Consider the following 15,716-nt stretch of genomic DNA (forward strand, 5'->3'; position numbering starts at 1 on the left):
GCGCGCAGCACCGACAGGTCCAGGCGCAGGGCGAGCGGGGCGCTCTCCTCGCCGGCGAGCGCGGCGTCGAAGGCGGCCAGGCCCTGGGCGGGGGTCAGCGGCGGCAGGCCGGAGCGCGCCATGCGCTCCGCGTCGGCGTCGGCCAGCATGCCCTCGGAGGCCCAGGCGCCCCAGCCGAGGGAGTGGGCGGGCAGGCCCTGGGCGCGGCGGTGGGCGGCGAGGGCGTCGAGGAAGGCGTTGGCCGCGGCGTAGTTGGCCTGGCCCGGGGTGCCGAGCACGCCGGTGGCCGAGGAGTAGAGCACGAACGCGGCGAGTTCGCGGTCCGCGGTGAGCTGGTGCAGGTGCCAGGCGGCGTCCGCCTTGGGCCGCAGCACGGCGTCCAGGCGCTCGGGGGTGAGGGAGGTGACGAGGCCGTCGTCGAGGACGCCCGCGGTGTGCACGACGGCGGACAGGCGGCGGCCGTCGAGCAGGGCGGCGAGCGCCGCCCGGTCGGCGACGTCGCAGGCCACCACCTCGGCGGTGGCGCCGGCCTCGGCGAGTTCCGCGACGAGTTCCGCGGCGCCTTCCGCGGCCGGGCCGCGGCGGCTGACCAGCAGCAGCTCGCGGACGCCGTGCGCGGTGGCGAGGTGCCGGGCGAGGAGCGCGCCGAGGCCGCCGGTGCCGCCGGTGACGAGGACCTGGCCCCCGGCGTCCCAGGCGGGCGCGGCGGGGGTGGGCGTGGGGGCGACGCGGGCGAGCCTGGCGGCGAGCGCGGTGCCGTCGCGGAGCGCGAGCTGCGGCTCCTCGCCGAGCGCGGTGGGCACGGCGGCCAGGGTGGCCTCGGTGGCGTCGAGGTCGAGCAGGGCGAAGCGGCCCGGCTGTTCCGACTGCGCGGAACGCACCAGGCCCCAGACGGCGGCGGCGGCCGGGTCGGGGTCCTCGCCCGGGGCTGCGGCCACCGCGCCGCGGGTCACGAGGACGAGCCTGGTGCGGGCGAATCGTTCCTCCGCGAGCCAGTCGGTCAGGAGCGCGAGCACGCGGGTGCCGGCCTCGCGGGCGCGCCCGGCCGCGTCGGCCTCCCCGGCGCCCGCCTCGGCCGCGAGCGGCACCAGCACGGCGGCGGGCAGGTTCTCGCCGCCGGCCCCGGCGGCCTCGGCGAGGGAGGCGAGGTCGGCGTACCCCCGGGCGCCGGGCAGCGTGCCGAGGCCGAAGGGGTCGGCGCCGAGCACCGCGAGGGCGGCGGCCGGCTCGCCCGCCGCGACCGGGGCCCAGTCGAGGCGGAACAGGCTGTCGCCGCCCCCGGGTTCCGTCGTGGCGAGCTGCCCGGCCGTCACGGCGCGCAGCACCAGGGAGTCGATGGAGGCGACGGGTTCGCCCGCGGCGTCGGCCACGGCGATGGCCATGGCGTCGTCGCCGACGGGCCGCAGCCGCACCCGCACCGAGGTGGCGCCGCTGGCGTGCAGGGAGACGCCCTCCCAGGAGAACGGCAGGCCGCCCTGGCTCTCGGGGCCGAACTCGACGAACCGCGAGGCGTGCAGCACCGCGTCGAGGACGGCCGGGTGCAGCTCGAAGGTCTCGGTGCCTGGGCCGATCGGGGCCGGCGCGGGCGCCTCGCCCTCGGCCGGCTCGGGAAGGGCCTGGAACTCGGCGGGCTCCTCCGCGCCGGGGAGTTCGACCTCGGCGAAGACCTCGTCGCCGCGCTGCCACACGGCGCGCAGCCCGCGGAAGACCGGGCCGTAGGCGAAGCCCTCGGCGGCGAGCCGCTCGTAGAGGCCCGTCAGGTCGGTCTCGGTGGCGTCGGCGGGCGGCCACTGGGTGGCGTCGAAGGTCTCGCCCGGCCCGGCCTCCCGGCCGGCGGCGGGCCCGGTGGCCAGCACGCCGGTGGCGTTCGTCGTCCACGGCCGGTCCTCGTCGCCGTCGGGCCGGGAGTAGACGGTGACGCTGCGGCGGCCCGCGGAGTCGGCCTTGCCGACCCACAGCTGGACCTGGACGCCGCCGGTCTCCGGCAGCACGAGCGGGCCGGTGAGGGTCAGTTCCTCCACCCGGTCGCAGCCGACCTCGTCCCCCGCCCTGATGGCGAGTTCGAGGAACGCGGTGCCCGGCAGCAGCACGCGGCCGCCCACCGCGTGGTCGGCGAGCCAGGGGTGGGACTGCAGGGAAAGGCGGCCGGTCAGCAGCGCGCCGTCGGAGTCGGCGAGCGAGACGGCCGCGGAGAGCAGGGGGTGGCGGGCCGCGCCGAGGCCGGAGGATCTGGGGTCGAAGCCGAAGTTCAGGCCGCCGCCCTTGGGCCAGTAGCGCCGGGTCTGGAAGACGTAGGTGGGCAGGTCGATCCGCCGGGCGCCGGTGCCGGCGAAGAACTCCTCCCAGCGGACGGGGACGCCGGTCACGTACAGGCCGGCCAGGGCCGCGGTGCTCGCCTCGCGCTCGCCGCGCCCGGCGCGCAGCAGCGGCACGGCGGTCGGGGAGCCCTCGGCGGCGCGCTCGGCCAGGCACTCCTGCGTCATCGCGGACAGCACCCCGTCGGGGCCGAGTTCGAGGTAGCCGCTGACGCCGTGGGCGTCCAGCCACGCGACGCCGTCGGCGAACCTGACGGCCTCGCGGGCGTGCCGCACCCAGTAGTCGGGCGAGGTGAGCTCGTCGACGGTGGCCTGCTCCCCGGTCACCGCGGAGACCAGCGGGATCAGCGGCGGCCTGAATGCGAGGCCGGCGAGCCTGGCGCGGAACTCCTCCAGCATGGGAGCCATCCGCGGCGAGTGGAAGGCGTGGCTGACCCGCAGCCTGGTCGTCTTGCGGCCCTGGGCGGCGAAGTGCGCCTCGATCTCGGCCACGGCCTCCTCGTCCCCGGCCACGACGACGGAGGAGGGCCCGTTGACGGCGGCGAGCGAGACCTGCTCCTCGCGCCCCGCCAGCAGCGGCGCGACCTCCGCCTCGCCGGCGCGCAGCGCGGCCATGGCCCCGCCCTCGGGCAGGGCCTGCATCAGGCTGCCGCGGGCGGTGATCAGCGTGGCGGCGTCCTCCAGGGACAGCACGCCGGCCACGTGGGCGGCGGCGATCTCGCCGATCGAGTGCCCGGCCAGGTAGTCGGGCTTCAGGCCGAGGGACTCGGCGAGCCGGTAGAGGGCCACCTCCAGGGCGAACAGGGCAGGCTGGGCGTACTCGGTGCGCTCCAGGGTGCGCCGGGCGGCCTCGGCCTCCGGCCCCTCGGGGCCGCCCTCGGGCTCGGCCCACACGACCTCGCGCAGCGGGCGCGGCAGGTGCGGGTCGAGCGCGGCGAACGCGGCGTCGAGGGCCTCGGCGAAGACGGGGAACCGCGCGTGGAGTTCCCGGCCCATGCCCAGGCGCTGGGCGCCCTGGCCGGTGAACAGGAAGGCCAGCTTGCCGCGGCCGAGGGTGCTGCCGCGCACGGTGTGCGGCCCGGTCTCCCCCTCGGCCAGGGCCGCGAGGGCGGCCCGCAGCTCCTCGCGGCCGGTGGCGGTCACGGCGGCGCGGTGCTCGAAGCCGGTCCTGGTGGTGGCGAGCGAGAACGCCGTGTTCAGCAGGGCGGCCGGCACCCCGGACCCGGCGGCCTCGGCGGACTGCCCGGCGTCCGGGACGAGTGCGTCCAGCCGGCCGAGGAGGCGGGCGGCCTGGGCGGCCAGGGCCTCGCGGCTGCGGCCGGAGACCAGCACGGGCACGGGTCCCGCGGCCACCGGCTCGGGGGCCTCGGCCCCCTCCTCCTGGGGGGCGGCGGGCGCGGGGGCCTGCTCGATGATGGTGTGGGCGTTGGTGCCGCTGATCCCGAAGGAGGAGACGGCGGCGCGGCGCGGCTCCCCGGACTCGGGCCAGGGCATGTTCTCGGTGATCAGCCGGACGGCGCCCGCGCCCCAGTCCACGTGGGTGGAGGGGGTGTCCACGTGCAGGGTCCTGGGCAGCAGCCCGTGCTGCATGGCCATGACCATCTTGATGACGCCGGCGACGCCGGCGGCGGCCTGGGTGTGGCTGAGGTTGGACTTGACGGAGCCGAGCAGCAGCGGGCGGTCCGCGTCGCGGCCTCGGCCGTAGGTGGCGAGCAGGGCCTGGGCCTCGACCGGGTCGCCCAGGGTGGTGGCGGTGCCGTGGGCCTCGACGACGTCGATCTGGTCGCTGCTCAGCCTGGCGTTGATGAGGGCCTGCTGGATCACCCGCTGCTGGGAGGGGCCGTTGGGGGCGGTCATGCCGTTGGAGGCGCCGTCCTGGTTGACGGCGGAGCCGCGCAGCACGGCCAGCACCTCGTGCCCGTTGCGCTGGGCGTCGGAGAGGCGTTCCAGCACCAGCACGCCGGCGCCCTCGGACCAGCCGGTCCCGTCGGCCGAGTCGGCGAACGAGCGGCACAGGCCGTCGGCGGAGAGCCCGCCCTGGCGGCTGAACTCGACGATGGTGGTGGGGCTGGCCATGATCGTCACGCCGCCGGCGAGGACGAGGGAGCTCTCGCCCGAGCGCAGCGACTGGGCCGCCAGGTGCATCGCCACCAGGGAGGAGGAGCAGGCGGTGTCGATGGTGACGGAGGGCCCGATGAGGCCGAAGCTGTAGGAGATGCGGCCGGAGAGGACGCTGTTGGAGTTGCCGAGCAGCTGGAAGCCCTCGCCGCCCTCCCCCGGGCCGACCTGGTAGTCCTGGGCCATCGCGCCCATGAACACCGCGGTCTGGCTGCCCTTGAGCGAGGTGGGGTCGATGCCGGCGCGCTCCAGGGCCTCCCAGGTGACCTGGAGGAGGACCCGCTGCTGCGGGTCCATGGAGAGCGCCTCGCGCGGCGAGATCCGGAAGAAGTCGGCGTCGAACTGCGGGGCGTCGTGCAGGAATCCGCCGGACTTCGTCTGCGACATGCTCAGCAGCTCGGGTGCCCAGCCGCGGTCGGTGGGGAACTCCGTGATGCCGTGCTCGCCCGCGACGACCATCCGCCAGAGGTCCTCGGGGCTGGTCACGTCGCCCGGGTAGCGGCAGCCCATGCCGACGATGGCGATGGGTTCCTGGGACGCGGCCTCAACCTCGTTCAGCCGCTGCCGGGTTCGCCGGAGGTCCGCGCTGGCACGCCTGAGGTAGTCACGAAGCTTCTGTTCGTTGTCCATCTCAACTCAACCCATCTCGACAACCACAGGCCGGACATGAATCACGCACCGCATCTGGCGTTTGCCACGACAAGCGCGGTCAAGGGACCAGACCACCCGGCGGGCATGCGCCGGGCCCCGACAGGCCACAGAACGGGCCCCGGGGGACGATGCCGGTGAACGCACACCGGTCGCGCACGCAACCGCCATATGCGAAGTCTCTTCTGGCGCCGCTCGAAAATCCCCTAGAGTCTGAGCGCACCAGGCACCCCAACCGCCCCTGGTCCGGCGGCATCCGGCGGTGCGGCGGGCACGATGGCGTGACCGGCCAAAGCGTGTCTAAGGAATTGCCTAAGGCGGGGCACGTCAGCATCGGCCACAGAGCCGATGCGCCGCGGCGAAGGGGGGTCTTTGCTGCGCCCGTTGCGCGCTCGGGAGCGGTCCCGGGCCGGCCTGCCGGGCGCGGGCACACGCGGCACCGCGGTGCAGGCACACCGGCGCGACGGCGCGTCACGATCTCTGGGCGGCAACGCGGTTCACTCGGTCCCATCCGGTTCGCACGATTAACACGGCCGGTACGGGATAGCTTCGAGAAGACTTTCGAGAGGGTTCCAGATGGACGAGATCGTCAGTGCGGTGCTGTCGGGCGAGGCGACGTCGGAGGACTTCGCCGCCCTGCCCGTGCCGCAGGACTACCGCGCCACCGTGGTGCTCGCCGACGAGGTCGACATGTTCAAGGGCATGCCTGCCTCGGACCGGGACCCGGCGAAGTCGCTGCACATGCACCGGGTCGCCACCCCGGAGCTCGGCCCGGGCGAGGCCCTGATCGCGGTCATGGCCAGCGCCGTCAACTACAACACCGTGTGGACCGCGCTCTTCGAGCCGCTGCCGACCTTCGACTTCCTGCGCCGCTACGGCAGGACGTCTCCGCTCGCGGCACGGCACGATCTGCCCTACCACGTGGTGGGTTCCGACCTCGCGGGCGTGGTGCTGCGCACCGGCCCCGGGGTCAGCGCGTGGAAGCCGGGCGACGAGGTGGTGGCGCACTGCCTTTCGGTGGAGCTGGAGTCCGCCGACGGGCACAACGACACCATGCTCGACCCGGCGCAGCGCATCTGGGGGTTCGAGACCAACTTCGGTGGTCTCGCGGAGCTGAGCCTGGTCAAGGCGAACCAGCTGATGCCGAAGCCGGCTCACCTCACCTGGGAGGAGGCGGCCAGCCCCGGGCTGGTCAACTCGACTGCCTACCGGCAGCTCGTCTCCTCCAACGGCGCCGCGATGAAGCAGGGGGACACCGTGCTCATCTGGGGCGCCTCGGGCGGACTCGGGTCGTACGCCACACAGCTCGCGCTGTCGGGCGGCGCGATCCCCGTCTGCGTCGTGTCCAGCCCGGAGAAGGCGGAGACCTGCCGCCGGATGGGGGCCGAGCTGGTCATCGACCGCAGCGCCGAGGGATACCGCTTCTGGAAGAACGAACACGAGCAGGACCCGAAGGAGTGGCGCCGCTTCGGCGCCAAGATCCGGGAACTGACCGGCGGGGAAGATCCGGACATCGTGTTCGAGCACCCGGGCCGGGAGACGTTCGGTGCGAGCGTCTACGTGACGAGGCGGGGCGGCACCATCGTCACCTGCGCCTCCACCAGCGGCTATCAGCACCAGTACGACAACCGCTACTTGTGGATGAATCTCAAGCGCATCATCGGCACCCACTTCGCGAACTACCGCGAGGCGTGGGAGGCCAACAGGCTAGTGAGCAGGGGGAAGATCCATCCGACGCTGTCCAACGTGTACCCGCTCGAGGACGCGGGGCAGGCCGCCCTGGACGTGCACCGCAACGTCCACCAGGGGAAGGTCGGCGTCCTGTGTCTGGCACCCGAGGAGGGGCTCGGCGTGCGCAACCACGAGCTGAGGGAACGGCACCTGGACGCGATCAACCGATTCAGGACTTTCCAGGAATGAGCTGGCCACGCACGAAGTCACTATGAAAGTAGGGATACCTTCGTGAACGAGATTCCCCCACCTCGGCACCGATGCCCCTTCCCGATGCCCCGCGACGAGGGCCGACTGCTCGACCTCCCCGGCGAGTACACCAGACTCAGGCAGGAGGAACCGGTCCTGCCCGTCACCCTGCCCTCAGGGGAGGACGCCTGGCTCGTGAGCCGCTACGAGGACGTCAGAAGCGTCCTCGCCGACGAGCGCTTCAGCTCCCGGGTCGCCGCCCCGGGCTATCCACGAGGGTTCTACTTCCCCGTCGCGCCACAGCCGGGCGCGTTCGTGGCGGTGGACCCGCCGGAGCACACCCGCTACCGGCGCATGATCATGAGCCAGTTCACCAAGAAGCACGCCGAGTCGCTCAGGCCCCGCATCCAGGAGATCGTCGACGAGCGGATCGACGAGCTGCTGGCGAGCCCCAAGCCGGTGAACCTGGTGACGGTCTTCGCCCGCCCGGTGCCGCTGATGGTGGTCTGCGACCTGCTCGGGGTGCCCTACAAGGACCGGACCGCCTTCGGCCGGTGGATCAACACCCTGGTCGAGGGCAACCCGAACCCCGCCGCCCGCAACGCCTCGGCGGCGGCCCTGTTCGGCTACATGAACCAGCTGGTCGCCGAGAAGGAGCGGCGGCCCACCGACGACGTGCTCGGCCGCCTGGCCGCCCAGCGGATCCGCAAGGGCGAGCTGACCCGCAACGAGGCCGTCGTGATGGGCATGATGCTGCTGTCGGCCGGCTACGACACGACGGCGAGCTCCATCTCGCTCAGCACCCTGGCGCTGCTGCGCAACCCCGAGGTCGGCCGGCGGCTGCGCGAGGAGCCCGAGCTGATCGCCGGGGCGGTCGAGGAACTGCTGCGCAACCAGAACGTCATGCAGCACGGCGTCGCCCGGGTCGCCATGGAGGACGTGGAGCTCGCCGGGCAGGTCATCAGGGAGGGCGAGGGCGTCATCGCCCTGACCTCGTCGGCCGACCGCGACGAGAGCGTCTACCCGGAGCCCGACCGCGTCGACATCACGCGCTCGGGCACCAGCCCGCTGGCCTTCGGGCACGGCAGGCACAGCTGCATCGCCAAGTTCCTCGCGCGCGTGGAGCTCCAGGTCGCGCTGCTCACCCTCGTGCAGCGGATTCCGGACCTGCGGCTGGCCGTCCCGCACGAGGAGCTGCGCTTCCGGCGCTCGTCCGCGATGGTCCACAGCGTGAACGAGCTGCCCGTCACCTGGTAGCCGGCTGCCGCCTTCCGCCGCTTTTCCGCCGGCCCGCGTCTTCCGGGCCGGCCCCGGCCACCGTCGTGCTCACCTCCCGCCGGTCACAGCCCGAGGACGGTGATCACGGCGGTGGCCGCCGACAGGAGCCCGACCCACGCCGCGGGGAAGGTCTCCCGGCCGCCGTCGCCTGCCCTGCGGTGTGCCAGCACCGCGCCGACCATCAGGGCCACCAGGCCGACGGCGGCGGCGATGCCGAGCGGCTTCCAGAAGAGACCGACGATCAGGCCGGCCGCGGCGGCCACTTCGAGCAGCCCGATGTTCCTGAAGGCGGCGGCCGAGTAGCCGAGATGCTCCGCGTTCGTGACCATCCTCTCCTGCTGCGCCACCTTCGGCGCTCCGGACATGAGGATCAGTGCCGCCAGCACGATCGACATGACCAGGGACGTGACCGCCATGGAGCTTCTCCTTCGTGAGGAAGCGAGGGGGGACCGGAGAATGGTGCGCGGCTGGAGACGCGCGTGGCGCTTCGTTCGAAGTCTGTCCCCCGCGGGACTCGGAAATCACTAGTTCCCGGAGCAGCCGCGCAAGCGCGCCGGTCCCCCGGAGACCCCCCGCAACCTGCGGCGGGGGCCCTTCCCGGGCCGCGGGAGGCGAGACGGGGCCGACATGTCCCGGTGGGCGCGTTCCCCCCGTCGCCGGTACAGTGCCCGAACCACCGTCCACGCCACCGTCCACACGGGACGTCAGCGGCCAGGGCGCTGCCGGAATTCCTCCTGCCCCCCGGGGCCGGGGCATGCCCTCCGCGCGGTGGTGTGCACGGCGTCCTCCGCGGTGGTGCTCACACCCGACCCGAAGGAGTCAGATCCATGACGGTAGAGGAAACTTTCGCACGGCTTCGCGAGTACATGGTGGGGCCCACACGCTTCATGACCCTGCTGACCTGTTGTGAACTCGGCGTGATCGACGCGCTCCGGAAGAACGGCCGCATGACCGCGGCCGAACTCGGCGAGGCCGTCGGCGCCAAGCCCGACGCCGTGGAACAACTCCTCTTCCTGCTGGTCAAGGAGGACTTCCTCCGCTATGACGAGGAGGCAGGCGCCTACTTCCCCGGGCCCTTCTTCGGCGGCATCCCCGAGCCCGCGCTCCAGCATGTGGTGAGCTTCCTGAACATGATCAAGGTGGTCATGCTCCGCCAGATATTTTATCTCACCGAGAGCGTGAAGACCGGCACGGTCGTCGGGCTTGACAAACTCTTTGGATTCCAGGGCAACTTGTACGAGGCCGCCGCCGGCGAGCACACGGAGCTGCGCGAGGCCTGGGCGCCGATGATGGACGGCGTCACCGGCCAGAACGACCCCTGGTTCTGGAGCAACGTGGACATCCCGGCCGGCTCCAAGGTGCTCGACCTGGCCGGCAACACCGGCTTCGGCGCCATCCTCACCTACCGGAACAACGCCTCGCCCGGGCTGCACGTGACCACCTTCGACCTGCCGGAGAAGGAGGCCCCGAGCCTGGAGAACTTCCGGGCCCACGGCGTCGAGGAGCACTGCTCCTTCATCGGCGGCGACGTCTTCGACGGGGTCCCCAAGGGCTTCGACGTCGTCCTGATCAAGAACTTCCTCGACATGTGGGACCGGGAGGACGTGCTGCGGATTCTCACCGGCGTCAACGAGGCCCTGGAGCCCGGCGGGAGGGTCAACATCCTCGTGCCGGTGTACCCGGAGGACATCAAGGACCCGGCCAGCGCGGGCGTCGACTTCTTCCCCGCGTACTTCCTCGGCTGCACGATGGGCAAGGGCGGGCCGCAGAAGATGTCGACCTACCGGCGCTGGCTCGAGGAGTGCGGGTTCACGGTCACCAAGACCGTCGCCCAGGACCTGTCCACGATGCCGGGGGCCCTCGTCGCCCACGGCATCCTGTGCGCGACGAAGGCGTGACCCGCGCCCGCCGTGCCTCTCCCGCGCCGCCCCCTGTGCCGCCCCGCGTGCCCGTCCGCGCGGGGCGTTTGCGCCGGTCGGCGCCCCCGGGCCGGCCCGCGGGGAACGCGGGGGCGCCCCGGGGAACGCTCTAGTGATTTGCCAGCGGCCCCACGCTTACGGTGGAGCCGTTCCCGGGCCACCCGCCGGGGAACTGCGGTGACCGGGAGGACGCCGGGCCCACCCTGCGCGCGCGTCGCCGGTCGCCGATCACCCCGCGGTACCCCTCGCCGCGGGGTTCGGTCGTCGGGGCGGCAGGCGGCCGGGGGCCCTCGCGCCACCGGAACGCGCCGCGCCCTCGGGGAACTCGGGTCTGGCGGCGCCGAACGGGCCCTGCCGCGTGGGCCTTTGCACGCTGGGCCCGTGGCACCCGTGGGAGAGGAAGAGCATGAGGATCGCCGTATTCGGCGCCACCGGCTACGCAGGCCGCCACCTGGTGAACGAGGCGCTGGCCCGCGGGCACGAGGTGGTGGGCCTCGCCCGCAAGACCGACGCGCTCGCCGGGCGCCAGGGCCTCGTCCCCCTGGCCGGCTCCGTGCACGACGCCGCCTTCGTGCGCCAGGTGGCCGCGGATGCGGACGTGCTGGCGCTTGCGGTGCCGGGCAAGAAGGGCGACGAGGGGGTGGAGCTGGCCGACTCGGTGCCGGAGATCGGCGCGGCCGCCGCCGCGGGCGGCTGCCGCCTCGGCGTGGTCGGCGGCGCGGGCAGCCTGCACGTCACCGAGGGCGGCCCCCTGCTTCTCGACTCCCCCGGCTTCCCCGACTTCGTCAAGCCCGAGGCCACCAGCCACCTGCGGGCGCTGACCGCGCTGCGGGAACTGCCCGCGGCCGTCGACTGGTTCTATCTGAGCCCGGCCGCCTTCTTCGGCGCCCACGCCCCCGGCTCGCGCACCGGGGAGTACCGGGTGGGGGGCGAGGTGCTGGTGAGCAGGAACGGGATGTCCACGATCGGCGGCGAGGACTACGCGATCGCCTTCCTCGACGAGATCGAGCGCCCGCGGCACCGGCGCCGCCGCTTCACCGTGGGCTACTGAGGGTCGGGACGCGGAGCGGAAGGCCGTACCGCCCGCCCGCCCCGCCGCCGTGGGGGCGGGGCGGGACGGTGGCAGGGGAGGAAAGCAGGTTGCCCGGCGGGCCGCAAGGCCCGCCGGGCAACGCCGTGTCCGGAAGGTGCCGGCCCGCCTCAGGGGGGACCGGCCCGCAAGGGCGGCGGCCCCTTCGGCGCCGCCTCGCGGTGGGCTACCTGATGCACTCCGGGGCGACCCGGGGCGGCCAGGTGCCGGGGCTGAGGATGCCGGTGGCGTACGCGCGGGACACCAGGGCGGCGCGGTTGGCCACCTTGAGCCGGCGCAGCATCTTCCCGACGTGGTACTCCACGCCCTGCCTGCTGAGATAGAGCTTGGCGGCGAGATTCACCGTCGACATGCCCGTCGCCACGCCCTCGAGAATGCGGGCGTCGATTTCGCTGAGGATGCGCTTGTGCGCCGAGGCCCGGCCGACCGGGCCGGCCGCCGAATCCCATTGCAGTAAAACCACGATCATCGAGAAGATCGGGTGCTCGTTCCTGACGGCGACGGCCGTGAGCTGGGCCGGAGCCATCTGGTCCCCCTTGCGCAGGGCGAAGACCCGCTCCACCGCCCGCGGGCTGCGCCCTTCCACCATGCGGTTCAGCGCGCTGCCGAGCAGCGGGTGGCTGCTCTGGTGAAGGTAGTCGACCAATTCACGCCCCACCACATCGTGGGGACCACCGAGCTCCTCGCGAAAATGATCGTTGGCTTCAACAATCCGAAACCCCAAGTCAACGAGAGCGATACACATCCCCGATCGCTCAACGAGGGATTGATAAGCCTCCGCGTATCTGTGCGCGGTCACCGTTTCGCTGGGAGAATCCACAACTTGCAGGTACGAATAGGAATTGACGTCCATGAGTCGCCCTCCTGCGGACCGTCCAGGAATCGGCCCGCCGACCACGCAACAATTGTCGCGTCACCCCGTATGACGCCCTTGGTCGGCAGCAACGATACGGAGAGCGAACGCTTATATCAACGGACGCCGCCTCTTCACCGCTAATCCTGTGGTGGTACCGCACCGAAGGGGGTTCGGTGCCCCCGCCCAAGGTTCGGTACGGCGACACGAACTGCTGCCACTCGTGTACGGATGGTGAAAATTTGAGGTTCTGACGCCTCGTCAGCCCCGCCGGGAGGCCACGGCCCCTCCCCTCGCGGCCCGGGCGCGGCCCCCCGCTTCGCAGTTTGCTCTTATTTTCGCATGTGCGATCGCGCGCGGCCGACACGGTCGGTGCCTGCGTCAACGCGATCAGCCCGGCCCTCGCGACTCTTGGCGATAGCGGCGACCGACCGGCGGAAACACCACCGAACCACCCCCGCAACGCCTCGCCGGGCCGCGCCGCGGAACCTTAGCGCGATGGATACCCGCCGCAGGCGCCCGTACACGGCCGGTGACATGTAACGTCCGCGTTTTCGGCGGAAGTCGATACGGTGGCCGATGGCGAGCCGCAAGGAGCGCCCGTTTCGCCCGGCTTGCCCCCACCCCACCGAAGTCCCGGACATTCGCCCCGAAAACCCCCAAGCCACCGAATGCGCCCGCGAACACGCACAGCGACCCCGAATAAACTTGAAAATCAAACGATTTCGTGGGCCAATGCCTCCGCCAATTCGGCGCGGCCGGAGATCCCGAGTTTCCGGTAGGCGTTAGTGAGGTGGACTTCAACCGTCCGCGGAGTGACGGTCAGCCGCTGCGCGATTTCGCGGTTGGTACGGCCGTCGAGGGCCAGGGAGACCACCCGCCGTTCGCGATCTGTGAGAACGTCCGCTTTCGACCCGGAACCTGGGCGCATGCGCCCGCCCGCGCGCAGCAGCAGCGTGCGGGCGGCCTCCGCCGCCGGGCGGGCGCCGCAGCGGGTGGCCAGGTCCGCCGCCGTCCTCAGCCGGTGCCGCGCCTGCCTGGTGTGCCCGGCCTGCAACAGCGCCCGGCCCAGGTGGTACTCGGCCCGCAGCCGGCCGAGGTCGTCCGAGGACTTCTCCAGGGCCTCGGCCGCCCGCTCCCAGGTCTCCACCGCCGCCTGCCCCGACCTGGTCGCCGCCTGGGCGGTCAGCAGCAGGCCCCTGGCCCGCGGCACGTCCCACCGCTCCACCAGCTGCTCGCCCCACTCCACCAGCGGCATCGCCTCGCGGACGCGGCCCTGCGCGGCGAGCAGCAACGCCGCCTCCGCCCACCAGGGTTCGACCAGCGGATTGGTCAGCCCGCTCTCGGCGAGGCCGGCCCCGCAGCGCCGCAGCAGGCGCAGCGCCTCCACCAGGTCCCCGGTCTGCACCTTGGTCAGCGCCCTGGCCATCAGGTAGGCCGGGTACTCCCTGGCCAGTCCCGCCACCGCCCTGGCGTCGATCGAGGCCAGCACCCGCTCGGCCCGCTCCGCCGCACCGCCGAGCGCGAGGGCCGCCCCCAGGACGATCGCGGGCCGCACCTCCCCGTCGCGCCAGGACTCCTGCCGCGCGATCTCCAGGGCGAGTTCCGCCTCCGCCACCGCCTCCACCAGGTCACCGGCCGCGTGGCGGGCCGCGGCCCGCGCGCTCAGCGCCTGGCAGTGCGTCGCGACCAGGCCGCGCCGCGCGCAGTGCGCCACCACCCGGCCCAGCGGCCCGAGCGCCGCCCCCGGCTCGTCGGCGGCGGTGAGCACGAAGGAGGCGGCCAGCACGGTCCTGCCGTGCACGTCGACGTCGTCCAGCGGCAGCGCCTGGCGGGCCAGGGCCGCCATCCGGCCGGGCGCGTCGCCTCGCATGGTGCCCTCGACCGCCAGCATCGCCAGCAGCAGCCGCTCGTCGGGAGTCTCCCCCGCCGGAGGGTGCATCGCGGCGGCGCGCTCCCTGGTCCTGGCGCAGGTGGCGCTCTCCTGGAGCCCGGCGAGCAGCACGGCGCCCTCCACGCAGGCCCGCCGTTCCCGCTCGGGACCCGAGAGCGGTTCCCCGGCACGGCCGAGCGCGTCCAGCTCGCGTTCCAGGTCGGCCAGGACGGAGGCGGACCGCCGCGCGGCGACCGCGGTCGCCGCCACCTCCACGGCGAGCGCCGCCCGCCGGCGCGGGTGCCCCTCGTGCCGCAGCGCCTCCCGGTACTCCGCGAGCGCCTCGGCCGGCCGGCGCTGCGCGAGCACGCCGGCCAGCTGACGGCGCAACCCGGCGTCCTCCGGGGCGCGTTCGACCAGCGGCTCCAGGTAGCGGGCCGCGGCCTCGAACGCGTCCCCGGCGACCGCCTCCCTGGCCGCCTCCACGAGGACCCGGGCCGCCCAGGCGTGCCCGGCGCCGCCGGCCAGCAGGATCTGGTCGGCCACGACCCTGGGGCGCCGGCCCGCGTCGTTCAGCAGCCGGGCGGCCCGCAGCCTGGTCGCGGCGAGCTCGGCGGGCGGGACGGCACCCAGCACCGCCTCCCTGACCAGCGGGTGGGCGAAGCTCTCGCCGTCCGCGGCCAGCACGCCGTTGTCCCGCAGCGCGCCGAGCGCGCCCGGCACCTCCCTGGCCGGCACGCGCCCGAGGGCGGCCAGCAGGTGGGCGGAGGGCGAGCCGAGCACCGCCAGGTGACGGGCGACGTCGCGCACCACGGGGGGCTGCGCGTCCAGCCAGGTCGGGATCACCTCGCGGAGCAGCCCCGCGGCGATCGACTCCAGACGGGCGACCGCCCTGCGGTCGGGGGGCAGCCCCGCGCGCACCACCGCGTCCAGCAGCCGGGTCAGCAGCGCCGGATTGCCGCCGGACAGGCGGCGGCAGGCGGTGGCGAAGGCGAGGTCGGGCGCCCGGCGGCAGCGGGCCTCGATCAGCTCCGCCACCGCCGGCGCCCCGAGCGGAAGCAGCCGCAACCGGCCGTCGGCCACGGCGGGGAGCAGGTCGGCCAGCGCTTCGAGCACGTGGTCCGGCGTCGGCGCCGGGGCGGTCGCCAGCACGGCGAGCGGCAGCTCTGCACTCCGCCGCAGCAGGTAGCCAAGCCAGCGCAGGGACTGACCGTCGGCCAGGTGCAGGTCGTCCACCGCGAGGAGCAGCGGACCGCGCGCCGCGCGGGGGCTCACGAGGAGGTGGAGGGAGTGCAGCAGCTCCTGCTCCGCGGGCCCGGCCGGGACCCGGCCGGCGGGCGGCGGCTCGCCGAGCAGCCGGCTCGCCAGGCCGTAGGGCAGGGCGCGGTCCGCGGCCAGGCCGGCGGCCCGCAGCACGGCGGCCTCGCCCGGCGGCTGGGCGAGCACGGCGTTCAGCACGGTCGTCTTCCCGCTGCCCGGCCGGCCGTTCAGCAGCAGCAGCCGCTCGCGGAGCGGGTCGGCGGGGTCCGTGGGGCCCAGCGCCGCGGCCAGCCGGGCACGGATGTGCTCCACCTCACGGGCCCTGCCCACCATGAGGTCGCTGGGGAATCGACCGCCGTCGACCGCAACCTCCTCGACTTGGCCCACGCCCTGCGCGGGACGGCTCCAGTGCTGTGGCCGATTGACAGGTATTGATATCAGC

8 protein-coding genes (1 of these 8 only partly in view) are annotated in these 15,716 nt (G+C 73.7%); 4 read left to right on the forward strand and 4 right to left on the reverse strand.

Translation table 11 applies throughout. From position 1 onward, the window contains the following. Positions 1-5,063: the start of a type I polyketide synthase gene (locus D7294_RS15715; protein WP_120680064.1), read on the reverse strand. It extends 23,968 nt beyond the left edge of the window; the window shows 5,063 of its 29,031 coding nt (coding positions 1-5,063); it begins with the start codon at positions 5,061-5,063; its stop codon lies off the left edge, out of view. Positions 5,064-5,657: 594 nt separating this feature from the next. On the opposite strand from D7294_RS15715, the gene ccrA reads away from it, so the two are divergent. Both ccrA and D7294_RS15725 read left to right on the forward strand, forming a co-directional pair. Continuing rightward, a complete protein-coding gene (ccrA, locus tag D7294_RS15720) occupies positions 5,658-7,001 on the forward strand; it encodes a crotonyl-CoA carboxylase/reductase (protein WP_120680066.1) in 1,344 nt (447 codons plus the stop codon). Between the two features lie 84 nt (positions 7,002-7,085). After that, positions 7,086-8,258 carry a cytochrome P450 gene (locus D7294_RS15725; RefSeq protein ID WP_120680068.1) on the forward strand — a complete coding sequence of 391 codons (1,173 nt, stop codon included), beginning with the start codon at positions 7,086-7,088 and terminating at the stop codon, positions 8,256-8,258. A gap of 83 nt (positions 8,259-8,341) precedes the next feature. Here D7294_RS15725 and D7294_RS15730 read toward each other — a convergent pair whose 3' ends face one another. Continuing rightward, positions 8,342-8,695, reverse strand: a complete 354-nt coding sequence (locus D7294_RS15730; protein ID WP_120680070.1) for a DoxX family protein — start codon at positions 8,693-8,695, stop codon at positions 8,342-8,344. A 411-nt stretch (positions 8,696-9,106) separates the two neighbouring features. Between D7294_RS15730 and D7294_RS15735 the strand changes: the two genes are divergently transcribed. Both D7294_RS15735 and D7294_RS15740 read left to right on the forward strand, forming a co-directional pair. Beyond that, positions 9,107-10,177: an acetylserotonin O-methyltransferase gene (locus D7294_RS15735; RefSeq protein ID WP_241562397.1), complete on the forward strand. Its 1,071-nt coding sequence runs from the start codon at positions 9,107-9,109 to the stop codon at positions 10,175-10,177. A 427-nt stretch (positions 10,178-10,604) separates the two neighbouring features. Further along, on the forward strand, positions 10,605-11,249 hold the full coding sequence (locus D7294_RS15740; RefSeq protein ID WP_120680081.1) for an NAD(P)-dependent oxidoreductase: 645 nt from the start codon (positions 10,605-10,607) through the stop codon (positions 11,247-11,249). Positions 11,250-11,454: 205 nt separating this feature from the next. On the opposite strand, the gene D7294_RS15745 is transcribed toward D7294_RS15740, so the two are convergent. After that, positions 11,455-12,141 (reverse strand): helix-turn-helix transcriptional regulator, encoded by a 687-nt coding sequence (locus tag D7294_RS15745; protein WP_120680083.1) that lies wholly within the window; start codon positions 12,139-12,141, stop codon positions 11,455-11,457. A gap of 715 nt (positions 12,142-12,856) precedes the next feature. After that, entirely contained in the window at positions 12,857-15,661 is a 2,805-nt protein-coding gene (locus tag D7294_RS15750) for an ATP-binding protein (RefSeq protein WP_147450839.1), read from the reverse strand. Positions 15,662-15,716 lie beyond the last annotated feature (55 nt).

It is taken from the genome of Streptomyces hoynatensis, from assembly GCF_003626535.1.
Taxonomy (GTDB): Bacteria; Actinomycetota; Actinomycetes; order Streptomycetales; family Streptomycetaceae; genus Streptomyces; species Streptomyces hoynatensis.